Here is a 17,806-nt window from a genome sequence, read left to right as displayed (position 1 = left end):
TGTTTGGGCGGTGACGCAGTGTCAACGTGGTCGACGGCCATCATGTCGGTCCGATCAAGCGCAAATAAGCATCTTCGAGCGTTGTTCGGGTGACCGTCAGCTGAGCCAGTTCTGCGCCATCCGTGGACTTTTGTCGGATCAATTCGGTCGGGTGAGCTGTCTCCTCCACGTGAACCTGATCTCCCTCCATCCATCGGACTGTCGCGGACGAACTCGCATATGCGGTGAGATTGGCCGGCGAGTCGACTGCTACCAGCCTGCCGTCGGCGATGACGGCGACGCGGTCCGCCAGCGCGGCGGCTTCATCGAGGTAGTGGGTAGTAAGCAGAATCGTCGTGCCGTCTGCGGCCAATACTCTGATGAGGTCCCAGAATTGTCGTCGGGCTTCTGGATCGAACCCAGTGGTTGGTTCGTCGAGAAACACCAGCTTGGGCATGTTGATGATGCCCAGAGCGACGTCGAGCCGGCGCCGCTGCCCACCTGACAGCGTCCGTACCTTCGAGCCGGCGATCGATTCGAGTCCGACGAGTTCCAAGACATCGCGGGGGATTCGAGCCTTGCCGTAGCATCGCGCGAACATCTCAACGGTTTCGGACACTGTCAGCATTCCGGAGTCACTGACCTCTTGCAGCACTATGCCGACCTTGGCGCGCCAACTCCTGCCCGCAGTCCCGGGGTCTTCACCCAGTACACGCACCTGTCCAGCATCGCGTCTGCGGTGCCCCTCCAAAATTTCGATGGTCGTCGACTTGCCCGCGCCATTAGGCCCGAGGATCGCAAATATCTCGCCGAATCCAACGTCGAGATCCAAATCCCGTACCGCGTGCAGCTGCCCGTAGGTTTTTGACAAACCGCGAACGCGCACTGCCGACGACTGATCCGGGTAAGTCATTGCCGTCGCCGAGCCTTGAGGTGCTCGCCGTCTGCGTTCATGAGTTCGCCCCTCCGGTCTCCTGCTCGGAAGGCTGTCGTTCAAGTTCAGCTAATACTTCCCGCAAATCGGCCTCAGATAGCTGTTCAATGAGTTGGTTCACGTCGTCGTCAGCTGCGGTGGACTTTGATCGGTGTTCGGTGGCTGCCGGCGCATCGGTACCGGGTATGTGAAGCTCGGCGAGTATTCGAACGGCCAGTGAGTTGACGCTCACACCTCTGAGGAGCTCTAGCACCGGCAGATCGATCACGAACATCGTGTTGACCCGTACTCTGAAATCCATTGCCATCATTGAGTCCAAGCCGATGTCGTTCAGACTGTCGTCCGCGCCGATGTCGTTAACGGGGAGGTCGAAGACAGCAGCAACGATTTGTCGAACTCTTTCCGCGACCACGTCGAAGCGGTCGGCTTCTGAGATCTCCGAGAGGACGTCGAGGATCGAGGATTCTGAATCGGCGTGATTCAGTGAAGCTTCGGCGGTGCCCAGTTCAGAGAACATCAGCGGCAGCTGCCCGGTGAGCCCAGCGCTGCGGGCTTTTCTCCAGTCGGCGCTGATAGCAATGACGTGAGGAGTTTTTTGGTTGATGAGCCGGTCGAGGATTCGAGCGCCCGCTGCGGGCGTGATGAGCTCGATTCCACGCTGAGCGTAGATTTTGTCCAGGTTGAGCTCTTCAACCATGCCTACTGTCCACGGGCCCCAACCGATGGTGAGCGCCGGCAGCCCCTGCGTGTGCCGGTAGTGGGCGAAGGCGTCGAGGAAAGCGTTGGCGGCGGCGTAGTTGCCCTGACCGGGCGAAGCGATCACCGACCCGGCAGAGCCGAACATCACGAAGAATTCCAGATCGTGCCCTTCAAAAGCGTTGTGCAGCACGCGGGTACCGCTGATTTTGGGAGCGAGCACGTTGACGAAGTCACTTTCACTCATGTTCACCAGAAGTTTGTCGTCGACAGACCCTGCGGCGTGGATGATTCCGCGGACTGGCGAGACCCCTTCTCGGGTGTGGGTTGTCAGCCACGAATTCACTTGGTGGAAGTCGGTGATATCGACACTGGCGGTGCTTACTTGGGCACCGAGGCGTTCGGCCTTTCGGATCGTATCGACGGTCGCAAAGTGTGGGTGGTCCTCCGTGAGCAGCGGCCATTGGTTTCTGGGCGGGATTTCACTTCGGCTCAGCAGCGCGATATGTCGTGCCCCGCGTTCGGCGAGGTACACGGCCACGGTGCGGCCGAGGGCTCCGGCTCCGCCGGTGACAACGTAGGTGGCATCCGTCGTGAGTTTGGTGGGGAATGCCTTTGTCAGGCTGGTGCACGCCCGAAGGCGCGGCACGAATGTTGTGCGGCCGCGCAGTGCGATCTGGTCCTCGAAATCATTGCTGAGGATGTGCTCGCAGACGCGCGAAGCAGTCTCAGCGGGGTCGTCGGCGTCGTCAATGTCGACAAGTCCTCCCCACTGGGTGGCGAATTCCTGGTGGCCGACGACCCGGCCGAGCCCCCAGATCGTGGCCTGGTCGGGGGCAAGGTTTGAGGTTCCCGGTGCGGGCTGCGCATTGGCGGTAATCAAGTAGAGGCGCGGTTGGACTGTGTTGTAGTGGGCGACGGCTTTGACGATGTTGACAATGGTGAAAGCACCTGTATGAGTGTTCAGTTCGGCGGCGTCTACACTCACGCACGCGTCGTCCTGCCTGACCGGGGAGGTCGGTGCTGAGGGCCTTGTCCGGTTAGCGGGGGCGGGAATATCTATCGGCCAGCAGTTGATGATCCCCGCCAGGTCACCTTCTTTTTCGAGGTGCGCTTTCACCAACTGGCGCAGTTGCTCAGGCTGGCGGGGGTTGACCAGGTATCCCGCGTCGACTTCTGTCAGGGCACCGACGCTTCGGGGAATAACCGCTCGGGCACGGTGGCCGCGGCGGCGTAGATGTTCGACGATATTCGTGCCAACGCCGGAGGCGTTGACGAAAACGAGCCAAGACAGGTTGTCGGTGGCAGGGGCGTTGTCCTGATGATCGTGCGGGACGTCACCGTTGGCGACCCAGTGGACCTCGTACAGACCCTTGTCGAGGCGTTCGGGCGACATACGAGACGAGGCGCTGAGTGATGCCACGGTAAAGCCATTGAAGGCAGCGAGCGGCTCGCCAACGTCGTTGGTGATCGTGATGTCACACTCGACTTCTTCTTTGGTTGCTGAAACGACACGTAGCTGGGCAGTCATCTTCGCTTCGGGCGGATGATAGATGGCGCTTTGCCGAATGCGAGTGGGAAGATACGGGGTCTCGCTGGCGTCACGCCCGGGAATCGGTGCGCCGAGCAGTGTTTGAAAGGCACCGTCGACGAGCGCCGGATGAAATCGGTAGTTAAGGAGTTCGTCGGCGATCTGCGCCGGAACGGTGATTTGCGCTTCTGCCCAGCCGGCACCGGAAGTCACCGTGCTGACAGTCTGGAATGCGTCACCGTAAGCGAATCCGATGGCGCGGGTGTGTGAGTAGAAATCGTCACCGCTGATTGTGGTGACGGGCTCCGGGCCTTTCGGAGCGTCGCGCCAGTGCGGCGACGTTGAGAGTGTGTTGAGCTCTGCGGTCGCGGTAATGGCCCAGTTGAGGTCACCGTCAGCAGTTGCCGTGAATGCGGCGAATTCGAGGGTGCCGGTGCTTTGATTGAGGGTGGTCCTGAGAAGGGGATCGCAGGTTTCGGCGAGGATCAGGGCGCGGTGCAGCACCAGGTTGTCAACACGGTAATCGGTTGACCCGTAAACCGCCTCCGCAGCTGCCAGGGCAATCTCGATGAACACCGATCCGGGCACCAGCGTACTTCCCTGCACCTGGTGGTCCGCGAGAAAGGGAATGATGGCTGTGCTCAACTCGGCTTCCCAGGTTGGGTGCACCGCGTTGACCGATTGTCCCAGTAGGGGATGCACCGGGTTGTAGTGCAATTCCTCTGCTGCTTCGTCGGTTTCGTTCCAGAATCGCTTCAATTGCCAGGGGTAGGAAGGTAGCTTCGCAAGTCGCGCCTGCTGCGGCGGGTTCACAGCGTCCCACGCGATCTTGTGGCCGTGGCAGTGCAGAGCGCCAACGCAGTTCATCAGCGTACGGCCGTCGTCGTCATCGCGCCGCTGTGTTGCCAACACGACAACGTCTGTTTTTTGGGTCGCGGCGATCTCGATAATCGATGCCGCCAAAACAGGATGCGGGCCCAACTCGACGAAGTGCGTGTATCCATCATCAAGCATCTGGCGGGCAGCGGATTCGAACAGAACGGTAGCGCGGGTGTTCTGCCACCAGTAGGCGGCGCCGGCAGCGTATTCGTCCAGCTGTTCGCCGGTGACTGTGGAATACAGGGGGATGCTCGCCACGCCCGACGACAGCCCCTCAAGAGCGCGGTAGAGATCTTCTTTCACCGCCTCCATGTAATGGGTGTGGTAGGGCACCTTGACAGTGAGAAATCGGTTGAAGATCCTTACCTCGTCCAGCTGACCGGCGATGTCGTCGAGGATTTCGGTGTCGCCGGCGATGGTCAGTGCTGAGGAGCTGTTGACGGCGGCGATGGATATGCGCCGACCAATTTCATCGACCGCCTTGTCGTCGAGCGTCTCCATGAGCGCGTCTGTGCCGATGCCGATTGCAAGCATGCGGCCCAATCCGCTCGTGCGTTGTTGAAGGTGACTTCGGTGATAGACGATCCGAACTGCCTGCTCGAACGTGACCAAACCGGCGAGATAATGGGCGGCCACTTCACCTGCGCTGTGTCCGATCACGGCGTCAGGTTCGATTCCGAACTGTTTGAGCTGCTCAGCGAGTGCTATCTGGATGGCGAAGTTGGCAGGTTGCGCGACGTCTGTTTCAGCCATCCGAGAACGGCTTTCATCGGTCCGAAGCTCGTCGACCAAAGACCAGTCCGTATAACGGGATAGCTCGCGATCACATCGCAGGATGCTTTCGGTGAACGCGGGATATACGTCGAGCAGTCCTCGGCACATTTTCCACCACTGCGGACCCATGCCAGTACAGACGAATGCCAGCTTGGGAACAGTCGGGTAGGCACGGCCTGCGGAGATCAGCTCGCCGTCAGCGATGGCTCGAAGTTGGTCGCGCGCATCGGTCATGCTGTCCGCGGCGAGGGCGCGACGATAGTTTAGGTGAGAGCGGCGTTGGCTCAGGGTGTAACCAAGGTCAGCCAATTTGAGGTCGGGGTGAGCGCTCACGTGTTGCGCCAACTGATGGGCCGTCGCTTTCAACGCGTCCTCGGAACGCGCGGAAATCGGGAGCAAGCTAAGCGGCGGGTGCCGCCGATGATTCGAAGCGGGGACGTCGGCCGACGCGGGCGGCTCAGCCAACACGACGTGGGCGTTGGTGCCTCCGAAGCCGAAGGAGTTGACGCCTGCTATGCGTCGCTTGCTCTCGGGAAACTGGCGACCAGTGCGCGGAATGTCGATATTCAAGTCTGTCAGCGAGATTTGTCCGCTCGGGTTCTTTAGATGCAGGTTCGCCGGGATGTACCCGTGTTTGAGCACCAACGCTGTTTTGATCAACCCGGCCACCCCGGCGCCGGCCTCAAGGTGACCGATGTTGGTTTTGACCGATCCGATCAGTAGAGGATTTGTTGCCGCCCGGTCGGAAGCGAGCGCCTTGGCGAGAGCCCGCAACTCAACTGGGTCGCCGACAGGGGTTCCGGTGCCGTGCGCCTCCACGTACCCGATTTCGTTTGGGCGCACGCCGGCTCGTCGCAGCGCTGTTGTAATTGCTGCCTCTTGAGCTTGCTCCCGAGGCACGGTGATGCCGTCGGTGTGACCGTCTTGCGACACCGCGCCGCCTAAAATTTGCGCATAGATGTCGTCGCCATCGCGTAGCGCCTGCTCAAGAGGTTTGATGACGACGACCGCGCCACCTTCGCCCCGCGCGTAACCGTCAGCGGACTCATCAAACGCCTTGCAGCGCCCGTCAGGGCTGAGAAATCCGCTCTTTGATTCCGCGATAGCCGTATTCGGTCCGATCATGATGTTGACACCGCCGGCAAGTGCGAGATCACATTCGCCGTTCCAGATGCTGAGCGCCGCAAGGTGTACCGCGACGAGCGAGCTGGAGCACGCGGTGTCGATCGTCATGCTCGGCCCGCGGAAGTCGAAGGTGAACGAGATCCGGTTCGCCAGCATCGTCATCATCATTCCGGTAGCGGAATGAGTTTTGAATTGAAAACGGCTGGTGCGGCCCTGATTCTGCAGCAGTTGGTAGTCAAGGGTGAAGCCGCCGATGAAGACCCCAACCTCAGCTCCGGCCAATGCGTCCGCGCATATCCCCCCGTCTTCCAGGGCCTCCCACGTAGCCCGCAGCAGCAAGCGTTGCTGCGGATCGACCAAGTTGGCCTCACGTGGCGAGATGCCGAAGAATTGTGGGTCGAATTGGTCTATTTCGCGAAGGAACCCGCCTCGACGGGTGACCATCTTCCCGACCTTGTCTGGATTTGGATCGTAGTATTTGCCGACGTTCCAACGTGTTTTGGGAACGATGCACGTGGCGTCGACTTCGTTGCACAGCAAGTTCCAGTAGCTTTCCGGAGAATCCGCACCGCCTGGAAGCCGGCATCCTATTCCGACGATCGCCAACGGCCGGCGACTAGCTACTTCAGTCAGCAAGTTCATCCCTTCGCCCCATAAGCGGTCGTGAGTTCACGCTGAACCCCCGGTCCGCAGTTAGCCTTACGCTGGCAATCAAGCACATTTCACTTCTAAGAGATCGCTGTCATGACGCAGACGTTCTCGGTTCCGCGGCAGGAAGCACGAGCAATACAGAGCGGCGCCGCAGTGACGAGATCCTTGGCGGGACGAACGTTCAGATGAGGTTGCGGGGTCGACAGTGAGACGTGGAGCATTGGGGTGTTTCCCAACGGAGGGGGGGCTCCGTCAAATATTTGAGCCGGCACGTCTTTCCGGTGGTCAACGAAGTTGGAGCGCGGGCGCTGCACTGAGAATCCATTCATGACTGATGGGATTTACCGCTTGTTCGCGACGGTAGATGGATCGGAGTTCGCGCAGCAGCGAGTCGCGTTGCCACACTTGGACCTGCCGCATGACATCGTCCTCGGCGAACCTTCCGCTTTTATCCCCCACGACGGCGTCTACCAGTTGACCCGCAATTTGACGCAGCATTCGGGTATTAGCGTCGAATTGCGCAGTGAAATCGTGAGACTTACCCATCATCACGGTGTGCAGGGTCACCATGAAATTGAGTGGCGAATACAGATCGACGAATCCCGCCGAAGGGCGGGCGCTCTCGATTGCGGCCCATTCCCGGAAAAATTGCTGCATACGATTACTGAGGTCGATGAGGCCTTCGACGTGTGGCCCTACCTCGCCATCGTCGGCGACGCTGACGAATCGGTCGTTGCTGTAGAGCAGTCCGACGAAGCCCCAGTAAAACGCAATGTCCCAGATAATCTTTGCCGACATTACCGCTGGCGAGCCCATTAAGGTGTACTGGTGACAATATATAGCGAGCCACATCTCAGTGAGAGATCGAAAAAGCGAATCGCTGATGGCGGCTCGGGCATCGACTCTTTCTCCATCGAGGTCGCGCGCGATCATATCGGTGATGAGCCCGTTGCCAATCGCTATCAGGTCCAGCCCCGACGAGTAGAGCGGGTCTAGGAAAATTCCGGAGTCCCCGGTAAGGCACCAGCGGTCACGACCGTCATATACTTTCGTGGCACCGTGACTGTAATGCTTCATCACCCTGAAGTCTTTGATCTGGTGGTCATGCTGCGTCAAAGCCGCAGCGCATTGCGGTTCGTGCTCACGAAGCCAGGATTGAGCTTTAGCAAGCGTGTTGAACTGGTCAAACGCGTGGAACGCGGGATCAGCCACAATGCCGACACTGGTGGATCCCGAGGGGAGTCGGATCAGCCAGACCCAGTAGCCTTCGCCCATTAGATGGTTGGTGGATAGTGCTCGGTCACCTTCGACTAAGCGCGCCTGCCAACTCGGGTCATCGCTCCACTGACTAACGTCGAGTTCGGCGGCAACCCGCAGCCACACAGCATTGCAGTTGTGCTCGTTGGCGCATCTGAGGTCCAACTGCCGGCTCAGCGTCCGATTTCGTCCGGAAGCGTCCACCACCCAGCGGGCCGTCGTGTGCGTGATGGTGTCACCGGTTTGAAAGGAAACCGTATGTGCGCCGTCCGGTGTCCCCAAGTCGACTGATCGGACACGCCCAGAAGCGATTTCCACGCCGGCCGAAAGGCATCGCCGGTTCAGCTCGTTCTCTAACCTGCCGCGGTCGATTTGGAAAGTCACTTGAGGCGTGAATGCCGTGCTGCCCAGTTCCTGCCGTTGCGCGATATCGGTGTTTCCATCGTGGGAAAAAAACATTCGCAAACCCATCTTGCGAATTTGCGAAGTGTGCAGATGGTCGGCCAACCCAAGGCGATCCCGTAGATACTGCGCGGCAACCTCGACCGTCGACTCGCCCACCGTATGGGTGATCTCGGGCACCGGGTGAGCGGTTGGCTCGACAATCAGGATGCGCGTCGTGGGCCGCGCGCGACGAATCTCTAGCGCCAGGGTGAGGGCGGCCACGCCGCCTCCCACGATTGTCACATCGTGATGTGTTGCGGTGGTGCCGACATCCGACAGCTGAGCCTTGATTTTCCGGGCGAGGGCTTCGCGTGTCTCCGAGGTCATGTGCGACAGCTGGTCTCGTACGTCCACAGGTTGCCCTCCCGTCACACTCATCCTGCGCAGTCACGGATATGCCACTTAGTGCCCACCCTTCACTAAGTTAAACGTTAACTTACTGAAAATATCTTGCGTTGGCTAGATGGTGAGCAGGTTCAGCCGGGACTGCTCGCTTGTTGGAGCGCACTGAGGAGACCGTCGGGGTCTGCGACGGTCACGGTGAGAGCGGAGTGGTCACGCAGCCCGATGACACGCCGGATTCGTGGTTCGAAGTGAATGCAGACGCCGGCGGTCGCGTTGGTTCCGAACGTCAACCCGTCGTCGGCCATGGACAGCCGCGGTCCGACAGCAGTCCACCAACGGTACGGGCCGGTGATGTGGGCATCGGCTACTTGGCGTAACGGCACATCGACCCGAAATGGTCCGTAACGGGCCATGAAGCGACCGTCGTCGAGCGTCACCCCCTGGCCTCGGGACCAGACTCTGAATGGAAGCCAGAGTGGCGCCAGCCGACGGTCGTAGCGGTACGGAAAAAATCGGGCCTGTGGCGTGGTTGGTTGCATACTGCATGACTACTACGGTTCCGCGTCATTGGCCATGCCGCGTGCTGGGCTATCGTCGTCGCGTCACCAGTTCATCGATCCCGGAATACCTTTGAACGGGCCGGCAATCCAGCTGGTGATCCATCCGCCATAAAAGCCCCCGGGCTGCGGTACGACCTGCTCGCCGTTGACCGTGCAGCAGTCAACGTGTGCGGCCATTACGGAGACAGCACCAGCGATCGCCGCGAAAGCGGGCGTGGGCTCAGGGTAAGTCCACGCGGATTTGTGCGCGACCCGGTCAGTGCTGACCAGGTCGTAATACGTTGCCTGGCCTTTCCATTCACACCACGACGTGCCGGAAGCCAGACGCAGCACGCCATCGGCGAAGCACTGACGTGGCAGATAGTAGGAAGGCGGGTGGCTGGTTTCTAGTACTCGCCATGCCTGCTCGGTCGATGCGATGATGCTGCCGCCCAACTCTACTGTGATCGACCCTTTGAACGGCTCAAGCCGGGGTGGCCGGGGATAGTCCCATACCGATTCTTGATCTGGGCCCGGCTTATGGGGCACCCGTCGATTCGTCACGGCCACGCCGCGCCGAGCGGGCTGATAACGCGACCGCTCATTGTGCCGCCGCGTGCCCCAAGACGTGCCGCAACGCCTGCTCCAAGCGCGGGTGGCGGAACGGGTGCCCTGCTTGGTTCAGCCGGGAAGGGATCACTCGTTGGCTCGCGCAGGCCAGTTCGCGGGCGCCCTGGGCGCCCAGCAGCACCTTTGGGCCCAGGGCGGGCACCGGCAACAACGCGGGCCGACGCAGGACATGGGCGAGAGTACGGGTGTAGTCGCTGTTGCGGGCGGGTTCTGGGGCGACCGCGTTCACCGCACCCGACAGGCTGTCATTCCATAGTCCGTGGTGATAAATGTCCACCAGGTCGTCGATTCCGATCCAGGGCAGCCATTGTTGGCCATTGCCAACCCGCCCACCGAGTCCGGCGCTGAACAGCGGCCGAAACAGGCGAAGGGTGCCGCCGCGCGGCGACTGAACAATGCCGGTGCGCACGTGCACCACCCGTACGCCGGCCTGCTCGGCCGGTGCGGTCGCGTCTTCCCAGTCGGCGACAACGTCGGCCAAAAAGCCATCGCCGCGATCGCTCTCCTCGGTCACGATGTCGTCACCGCGGTCATAACCGTAATAGCCGACCGCGGACGCCGATATCAGCACCGCCGGACCGCTCGGCGTTCTCGCTGCAAGCTCGGCCAACCGCCGGGTTGGGCCGATCCGGCTGTTGCGAATCGCGTGTCGGTGTGCTTCGTTGAACCGGCCCGCTATTGAGGCGCCTGCCAGGTGGATCACCGCGTCGATGCCGGCCAGCAGATCGGGCGCAGGCTCAGTCGGATTCCACTGGCGCTCATCACTTGTCGCAGGTTCGTGGCGAACTAGTCGAATGACCCGATGGCCGCCCGTGGTCAAAAATGCGGTGAGCGCTGAGCCGACGAGCCCGGAGGATCCGGTGACCGCGATGGTCTTCGGAGTCAGGCCGTGCTCGGCGGCGCGCCGGTGGGCGGCCAGGTCATCAGCCAGCTGGCGATGCCGGTAAACAAACATAGCGCGCAACATTCGCTCCGGCACCGTCGTCGCGACTCGGTCGGTCACCTGGGTCCGGTCGCCGTCGGCCTCGTCGAATTCGTGCGTGTGGCGCCACCGCACCGCGACCCGGGCGGGAACCGACGCGAGCCCATCAGCACTGATTTCGTCGACGAAACACCGGGGCGGATCGTAGTGATCCGCTTGATGCTGGGCGATCCAGCGCAGACCGCCGGGAAGCGCGAGCACGGCGCGACCGTCATCAAGCGAGGACGCTTCGGCGATCACTCGCATCGGCTGCCACGGCGGCGACAATCGGGCGAAGGCGCCCGGCCGGCCGTGCCATGCGAAGACCTCGTCGCGGGGCGCGTCGATGACGCTTGAGTACACCAGTCCCATTTCGTCGACGGTACCGGCGAGACAGCCCACATGCGATCACGGCACAGTAGTCGACATGAGTATCCGTCGAGCCGGCATCTCGCTGGTCGATAATCTGCTCGACCGTGCGGTCGTTCCCGGCTATACGCGTTTTGGTTATCGACTGCGAAGATTTGCCTGGTCCGACGATGACCCGGTCGGCGACGCGCTGTGCGGGCGGACCGTCATGGTAACGGGAGCGAACAGTGGTATCGGAAAGGCAATTGCGGCCGGCTTGGCCGAGCTTGGTGCGAAGGTTCTGATGACAGTGCGTAATGCCGAGCGCGGTGAGCGGGCTCGTGCCGAAATCGTGGCTGCGCGGTCGGATGCCGAGTTGCACGTCGAGGTGTGCGATGTCGCCGACCTGGCCGCTGTCGGTGACTTCGCCGACGACCTCACCAGCCGGGTGTCCCGGTTGGACGTACTCATTCACAACGCCGGTGTCCTTCCCTCGGCTCGCGCGGAAACCGGCGAGGGGCACGAGATCACGCTGGCGACTCATGTGCTGGGTCCGCTGTTGTTGACCGAGCGCCTCCGTCCGATCCTGGCCCGCTCCGACAGTTCGCGGGTGATCTTGATGTCGTCGGGCGGGATGTATAGCCAGCGCTTACATGTCGATGATCCGGAGTACCGCGACGGCCATTACCGCGGCGCCATTGCCTATGCGCGCACCAAGCGGATGCAGGTGGCGCTCACGCCGATCCTCGCCGAACGCCTTGCGGCAGAGCGGATCTCTGTGTACAGCATGCATCCCGGTTGGGCGGACACGCCGGGGGTGGCCGATTCTCTGCCGGTCTTTCGCATGCTTAGCGGCCCGATGTTGCGCGGACCAGCTGAAGGGGCCGACACCGCAGTTTGGCTCGCCGCCACCAAACCGGAACCACCAACTGGGCAGTTTTGGCACGACCGACGGCCACGTCCCGAGCACTACCTGTCGTTCACCCGGGAAAAAGACCGCGACCGCGAACTGCTTTGGCGCTACTGCGCGGACGCTATCGGCATCGAGTGATCCTGCTACCGGTCCAGCAGCGCGTGTTCGACGATCGGCAACCGGGGCAGCGGCTGGCGTTCGCGGCGCTTTGCCGCCAGGTACACCTGCGCGGTCTCCTCGGCCACGGTGTGCCAGTCGAAGTCCGAAGTCAGCCGCCGCCGGGCGGCGTGCGCACGGCGCTGCGCGGCGGCCGGGTCGTCGAGCACGGCACCGACCGTCTTGGCCAGCTGGGGCACGTCGCGCGGTGGGCAGGACATGCCGGTCTGGCCGTTGATCACCGCCTCGCCCAAGCCGCCGATGTTCGACGTCACCAGCGGAGTGCCGGCCGCGGCGGCCTCCAGCGCCGCTAGCCCGAACGGCTCGTAGTGGCTGGGCAATACGGCTGCGTCGGCGTGGTGCAGCGCGGCCAGCAGGTCGGCATGGTCGAGGCGTCCGACGAAGTTGGTGGCCTTGAGCACCCGGTGTTTTCGCGCCTGGTCGACGAGCCAGTCCTGCTGGGTGCCCTCACCGGCAACGGTCAGCGTCGTTCCGGGGTGGGCGCGCCTGATCCGCGGCAATGCGGCGATCGCGTCGTGTACGCCCTTCTCGTATTCCAGCCGGCCCACATACAGCAGCTCCGGTGGGCCGGTGCGGGGCCGACGGGCCGCGAAGGGCCAACGCCCCGCGTCGATTCCGTTGCGGATCACCGTGATCTGGCTCAACCCCGGACCGAACAGTTCGGTGATCTCGTCGCTCATCGACGCCGAACAGCTGATCAGCGAGTCGGATTCGCGCACCAGCCATGACTCGAGGGCGTGCACCTGGCGGCTGACGGGACCGGACACCCAGCCGGAATGCCGGCCGGCCTCGGTCGCATGGATGGTGGAAATCATTGGCACGTCGTGGAACTCGGCTAGCGCCATGGCAGGGTGGGCCACCAGCCAGTCGTGTGCGTGCACAACATCGGGGGTGAAATCCAGCAACAGCCCGGCGCGGGTCATCGCGTGTCCCATGGCAAGGGTCCAGGCCATCATGTCGTCGGCGAAGCTGAACTCATGCGGGTCCTGGGCGGCCGCAACCACCCGCACGCCCTCGCTGAACTCCTCTGTCGACGGGTGCGTGCTCGGGTCGGTTCCCGTAGGGCGGCGGGAGAGGACGACGACCTCGTGGCCGGCCACGGCCAACGCTGTCGACAGGTGGTGGACGTGGCGGCCCAGGCCGCCGATCACCACCGGCGGGTACTCCCACGACACCATCAAGATCTTCATGCGGTTGCCCACTTTTGGCGCGCCCACCTTGGGCGCGAGCGTGCGTGTCCCCGGTCCGACACGCCGCTTTTGGACCGGGGACACGCACGCTCGCGGGAAAAAGAAACCGACTTCAGCATGGCAGCCGCCGGGCGTCGAGGGCGCCGAACAAACCGTCGGCACGGTTCCAGCCCTCGGCCAGTCGCTGGGCGACCTCGCGGCGCCCCGACGCCAGCGCATCGGCGATCTCGCGGGTGGCGTGGGCGTGCAGGTGCGCCCGGTAGCGGGCGTAGTCGGCCGCGGAATCCTTGCTGACCATGAACGGCCAGTCGCTGGAGACCGTCAGCAGCGTCTCGCGCAATATCTGGTCGGCGACCTGATCGCGGGGGATCGGCCCATCCAATGACGCGTTCTGGGTCAGCGCCTTGTCGACCGTACTCAGCGCGGTGTCGACCACCTCGGTATTGAGCTGCACCAGATCGGCCACCTTGTCCCCGGACCACACCTGCCAGTCCTTGCCGGAACCCCAAGAGCTGGGCGGCAATTCGACGGCAGAGCCGACAAAACCGTCGGCGATTGCGTCGCTCAAGGTGCCGACCCGCACCCCGGCTTCGGGCAGGGCCCGCAAGACCCGCTCCAGCCATACCGGTCCCTCGTACCACCAATGGCCGAACAACTCCGTGTCGAACGCGGCGATGACATGGGCCGGTCGGCCGATCCGCTCGGATTCCGCCAGCAGTCGGCCGCGGACGACGTCGACGAAGTCGGCGACGTGGACGTCGACCGCACGGTCGGCGCGCTCGGGATCGTAGGGCGCCTTGGCATCCGAAGGCACGTTGCGGCCGGTGACCCGGGCCGGCTTCAGGCCGGTGCGATGGTCGTAGGTGTGGAAGTCGCGGTAGACGGCGTGACCTGGGTAGCCGGATTTCGGCGACCACACCCGGTAGCTGACTTGTAGGTCACGCCCGAACGCCACCACATCGGTGTCGCCGACCGACCGTCCCAACGCCGTGTCGCCGTGCAGGGAGGGGCCGTCAACCATGAAATGCCCGACTCCGGCTGCGGCGTAATCGTTTTCCATGCCCGGGGCATAGGCGCATTCGGGAGCCCAGATGCCGCTCGGGGTGTGCGCCAACCGCTGCCGAGTGTCGGCCAGCCCTTCACGCAGCGCGAATTCCCGCAGCCGCGGATGCAGCAACGGCTGGAACGGGTGCGCCAGCGGACCGCCGAGCAACTCCACCGTGCCGGCATCGACTAGGCCGCGCAGCAGCGGGCTGCCGCCGTGGTGCCACAGCGTGGCGAAGTCCTCGAGAGCCTGGTCGGCTTCGGCACGCTCGCGAATCCCGAAGTCCCGCAACGGTTCCGGCAGGCTGGCGGCTTCGGCGGCGCGCAGCCCCCAGTTGGCCAGCCAGTGGTACATGCCCTCGAGGCAATAGGGGTCGTCGAGTTGGGCGGTCACCACCGGTGTCATCCCCAGCGTGACCACCCGGTGCCGGTCCTCGTCGGCCAGGGTGTGCAATACCCGCAGCAGTGGTAGGTAGGCCGCCGACCACGACTGGTAGAGCCACTCTTCGCCGACCGGCCAGCGGCCGTGGTGGGCCAGCCACGGTAGGTGGGTGTGCAGCACCAGGGTGAACAGACCAGGGACCCGGTCACCGGTCGAGTGGCTCACGGGCGCACCGCGATCGCGACGAGATCCAGGCTGGTGTCGATATCGCGGTCGGCTGCGTCGACGATCTCGAAGTCGGCGGCACTGACCGCGGCGACATCGGCCAGTAGGTCAGCAGACCAGGGCGCGTCGGCCACCGCCCGGGCAACCTGCGCATCGATGATCGAGCCGCCGTGGCGGGCATCCATGTCGGCCAGCCGCGGCCCGTGGAAGACCCCGCTCATTGTCACCGTGGTGAATCCGGCGTCGAGCAGCAGCTGCCTGAGTTCGTCGGCATTGAGTTCGCGGGTATGAAACGGGTTGATCGGAGTGTCGCGGCCCGGTGAGAACGTGATCCGGTTCGGTGTGGACACCATCAGAACCCCCGACGGCCGCAACACCCGGGCGCACTCGGCGACGAATTGTGTCTGATCCCACAGATGCTCGATGACCTGGAAATTGACCACGGCATCCACCGAAGCGTCCGGTAACGGCAGCGCAGCGAGGTTGCCGTGCATGACCTGCACGCGGGGATAGCGCGCACGCACGTGGGCGACGGTGGACTCGTCGTAGTCCAGCGCGACCACTCGGCGGGCCACCGCGGCGATCAAGTCGGCGCCATAGCCTTCGCCACAGCCCGCCTCGAGCACCTCGCGGCCGGCGCAACGCGAAGCCAACCGCTGGTAGACCACTTCGTGGCGCCGAAACCAGTAGTTCTCCACGTCCAGGCCGGGAATGGTGCGCTCACCGGTCAACGGCAGTGCGGCGTCGACCGGGGTGTGCGGAACGTCGGGAACTAATGCGCTCATTGCATGAGCAGGCTAGCCCCTGCGACGCAGATCGCGAACGGGTCACCGCAGACGGGCGGGCAATCGGCTTAGCACGACCCGCTATGGTGTGAGAGCGAACCGCACAAAGTTACCGCTCAGTAACATGCGCGTGTGGTGGCTTAAGACGTGACCCAGTCCTGCAGTCGACGGCTGCGGGACTCCTTCGAGGAGGACGAACCACACTTATGACGAACATCGTGGTCCTGATCAAGCAGGTCCCAGACACCTGGTCGGAGCGCAAGCTCACTGACGGCGACTTCACGCTGGATCGCGAGGCCGCCGACGCCGTGCTGGACGAGATCAACGAGCGCGCCGTCGAAGAGGCGCTGCTCATCCGGGAGAAAGAGGCCGCCGACGGCACCGAGGGGTCGGTGACCGTGCTGACCGCGGGCCCGGAGCGGGCCACCGAAGCGATCCGCAAGGCGCTGTCGATGGGCGCCGACAAGGCCGTCCACCTGCTCGACGACGGCATGCACGGCTCCGACGTCGTCCAGACCGGCTGGGCGCTGGCCCGCGCGCTGGGCACCATCGAGGGCACCGAGCTGGTGATCGCCGGTAACGAATCCACCGACGGCACCGGTGGAGCCGTACCGGCCATCATCGCCGAGTACCTGGGTCTGCCGCAGCTCACCCACCTGCGCAAATTGTCGGTCGAGGGCGGCAAGATCACCGGCGAGCGAGAGACCGACGACGGCGTCTTCACCGTGGAGGCCTCGTTGCCGGCGGTGGTCAGCGTCAACGAGAAGATCAACGAGCCACGCTTCCCGTCGTTCAAGGGCATCATGGCCGCCAAGAAGAAGGAAGTCACCAACTTGACGCTGGCCGAGATCGGTGTCGAGGGTGACGAAGTCGGGCTGGCCAACGCCGGGTCGAAGGTGCTGGCATCGAACCCGAAGCCACCCAAGACGGCCGGTGAGAAGGTCACCGACGAGGGCGACGGCGGCACCAAGGTCGCCGAATACCTGGTCGGCCAGAAGATCATCTAAGACCCCTAGACCCGAAAGATACGGACATAACTCATGGCTGAAGTACTTGTGCTCGTCGAGCACGCTGAAGGCGCGCTGAAGAAGGTCACCTCCGAACTGATTACCGCCGCCCGTGTGCTGGGCGAGCCGGCCGCCGTCGTGCTCGGTGCGCCCGGAACGGCCGAGCCGCTGATCGACGGCCTGAAGTCGGCCGGCGCTGCCAAGATCTACGTCGGCGAATCCGAAACGGTCGACAACTACCTGATCACCCCGGCGGTCGACGTGCTGGCCGCATTGGCCGAATCGGCTGCGCCGGCGGGCGTGCTGCTGGCCGCAAGCGCCGACGGCAAGGAAATCGCCGGCCGGCTGGCCGCGCGGATCGGCTCGGGGCTGCTGGTCGACGTCGTCGACGTGAAGGAAGGCGGCAAAGCGCTGTGGTCGATTTTCGGTGGCGCGTTCACTGTCGAGGGGCAGGCCAACGGTGACACCCCGGTGATCACCGTGCGCGCCGGTGCGATCGACGCCGAACCGGCCGACGGAGCCGGCGAGCAGGTCACCGTCGAGGTGCCCGAGCCCGCCGAGAACGCCACCAAGGTCACCTCCCGTCAGCCCGCCGTCGCCGGCGATCGCCCGGAGCTGACCGAGGCCACCATTGTGGTCTCCGGTGGTCGTGGTGTCGGCAGCGCCGAGAACTTCAGCGTGGTCGAGGAATTGGCGGACGCGCTGGGCGCTGCGGTCGGTGCCTCGCGTGCCGCGGTGGACTCCGGCTACTACCCGGGGCAGTTCCAGGTGGGGCAGACCGGTAAGACGGTGTCGCCGCAGCTCTACATCGCGCTGGGCATCTCCGGCGCAATCCAGCACCGCGCCGGTATGCAGACCTCCAAGACGATCATCGCGGTCAACAAGGACGAAGAGGCGCCGATCTTCGAGATCGCCGACTACGGCGTGATCGGCGACCTGTTCAAGGTCACCCCGCAGCTGACCGAGGCGGTCAAGGCCCGCAAGGGATAG

Annotated in this window: 12 protein-coding genes; 3 read left to right on the top strand and 9 right to left on the bottom strand. The window is 63.5% G+C overall.

Translation table 11 applies throughout. From position 1 onward, the window contains the following. Positions 1-40: 40 nt before the first annotated feature. From AC5Y42_RS20705 to AC5Y42_RS20680, 6 genes are all read right to left on the bottom strand, one after another. Positions 41-892 (bottom strand): ABC transporter ATP-binding protein, encoded by an 852-nt coding sequence (locus AC5Y42_RS20705; protein ID WP_499900443.1) that lies wholly within the window; start codon positions 890-892, stop codon positions 41-43. A gap of 37 nt (positions 893-929) precedes the next feature. Beyond that, positions 930-6,560 carry a type I polyketide synthase gene (locus AC5Y42_RS20700; RefSeq protein ID WP_499900442.1) on the bottom strand — a complete coding sequence of 1,877 codons (5,631 nt, stop codon included), beginning with the start codon at positions 6,558-6,560 and terminating at the stop codon, positions 930-932. 294 nt (positions 6,561-6,854) lie between these two features. Continuing rightward, positions 6,855-8,597 carry an NAD(P)/FAD-dependent oxidoreductase gene (locus AC5Y42_RS20695; protein ID WP_499900441.1) on the bottom strand — a complete coding sequence of 581 codons (1,743 nt, stop codon included), beginning with the start codon at positions 8,595-8,597 and terminating at the stop codon, positions 6,855-6,857. Between the two features lie 149 nt (positions 8,598-8,746). Further along, positions 8,747-9,154, bottom strand: coding sequence for a hypothetical protein (locus AC5Y42_RS20690; RefSeq protein WP_499900440.1), 408 nt, complete (start codon positions 9,152-9,154; stop codon positions 8,747-8,749). A 63-nt stretch (positions 9,155-9,217) separates the two neighbouring features. Continuing rightward, complete coding sequence (locus AC5Y42_RS20685; protein ID WP_499900439.1) at positions 9,218-9,718, bottom strand: DUF427 domain-containing protein; 501 nt, start codon at positions 9,716-9,718, stop codon at positions 9,218-9,220. 37 nt (positions 9,719-9,755) lie between these two features. Further along, positions 9,756-11,117, bottom strand: a complete 1,362-nt coding sequence (locus AC5Y42_RS20680; RefSeq protein ID WP_499900438.1) for a TIGR01777 family oxidoreductase — start codon at positions 11,115-11,117, stop codon at positions 9,756-9,758. 55 nt (positions 11,118-11,172) lie between these two features. Between AC5Y42_RS20680 and AC5Y42_RS20675 the strand changes: the two genes are divergently transcribed. Beyond that, a complete protein-coding gene (locus AC5Y42_RS20675) occupies positions 11,173-12,144 on the top strand; it encodes an SDR family NAD(P)-dependent oxidoreductase (protein WP_499900437.1) in 972 nt (323 codons plus the stop codon). A gap of 5 nt (positions 12,145-12,149) precedes the next feature. On the opposite strand, the gene AC5Y42_RS20670 is transcribed toward AC5Y42_RS20675, so the two are convergent. The 3 genes from AC5Y42_RS20670 to AC5Y42_RS20660 all read right to left on the bottom strand — a co-directional run bounded on the left by AC5Y42_RS20670 (position 12,150) and on the right by AC5Y42_RS20660 (position 15,809). Continuing rightward, positions 12,150-13,373 carry a glycosyltransferase family 4 protein gene (locus AC5Y42_RS20670; protein WP_499900436.1) on the bottom strand — a complete coding sequence of 408 codons (1,224 nt, stop codon included), beginning with the start codon at positions 13,371-13,373 and terminating at the stop codon, positions 12,150-12,152. 112 nt (positions 13,374-13,485) lie between these two features. Beyond that, positions 13,486-15,024: a 1,4-alpha-glucan branching protein domain-containing protein gene (locus AC5Y42_RS20665; RefSeq protein ID WP_499900435.1), complete on the bottom strand. Its 1,539-nt coding sequence runs from the start codon at positions 15,022-15,024 to the stop codon at positions 13,486-13,488. After that, on the bottom strand, positions 15,021-15,809 hold the full coding sequence (locus AC5Y42_RS20660) for a class I SAM-dependent methyltransferase (RefSeq protein WP_499900434.1): 789 nt from the start codon (positions 15,807-15,809) through the stop codon (positions 15,021-15,023). The genes AC5Y42_RS20665 and AC5Y42_RS20660 overlap by 4 nt, the downstream gene beginning before the upstream one ends. A gap of 206 nt (positions 15,810-16,015) precedes the next feature. Between AC5Y42_RS20660 and AC5Y42_RS20655 the strand changes: the two genes are divergently transcribed. Both AC5Y42_RS20655 and AC5Y42_RS20650 read left to right on the top strand, forming a co-directional pair. Next, positions 16,016-16,816, top strand: a complete 801-nt coding sequence (locus tag AC5Y42_RS20655; RefSeq protein WP_499900433.1) for an electron transfer flavoprotein subunit beta/FixA family protein — start codon at positions 16,016-16,018, stop codon at positions 16,814-16,816. 33 nt (positions 16,817-16,849) lie between these two features. Further along, a complete protein-coding gene (locus AC5Y42_RS20650) occupies positions 16,850-17,806 on the top strand; it encodes an electron transfer flavoprotein subunit alpha/FixB family protein (protein WP_499900432.1) in 957 nt (318 codons plus the stop codon).

It is taken from the genome of Mycobacterium sp. NGS48, from assembly GCF_059812585.1.
This window is presented reverse-complemented; position numbering and strand designations above follow the sequence as displayed.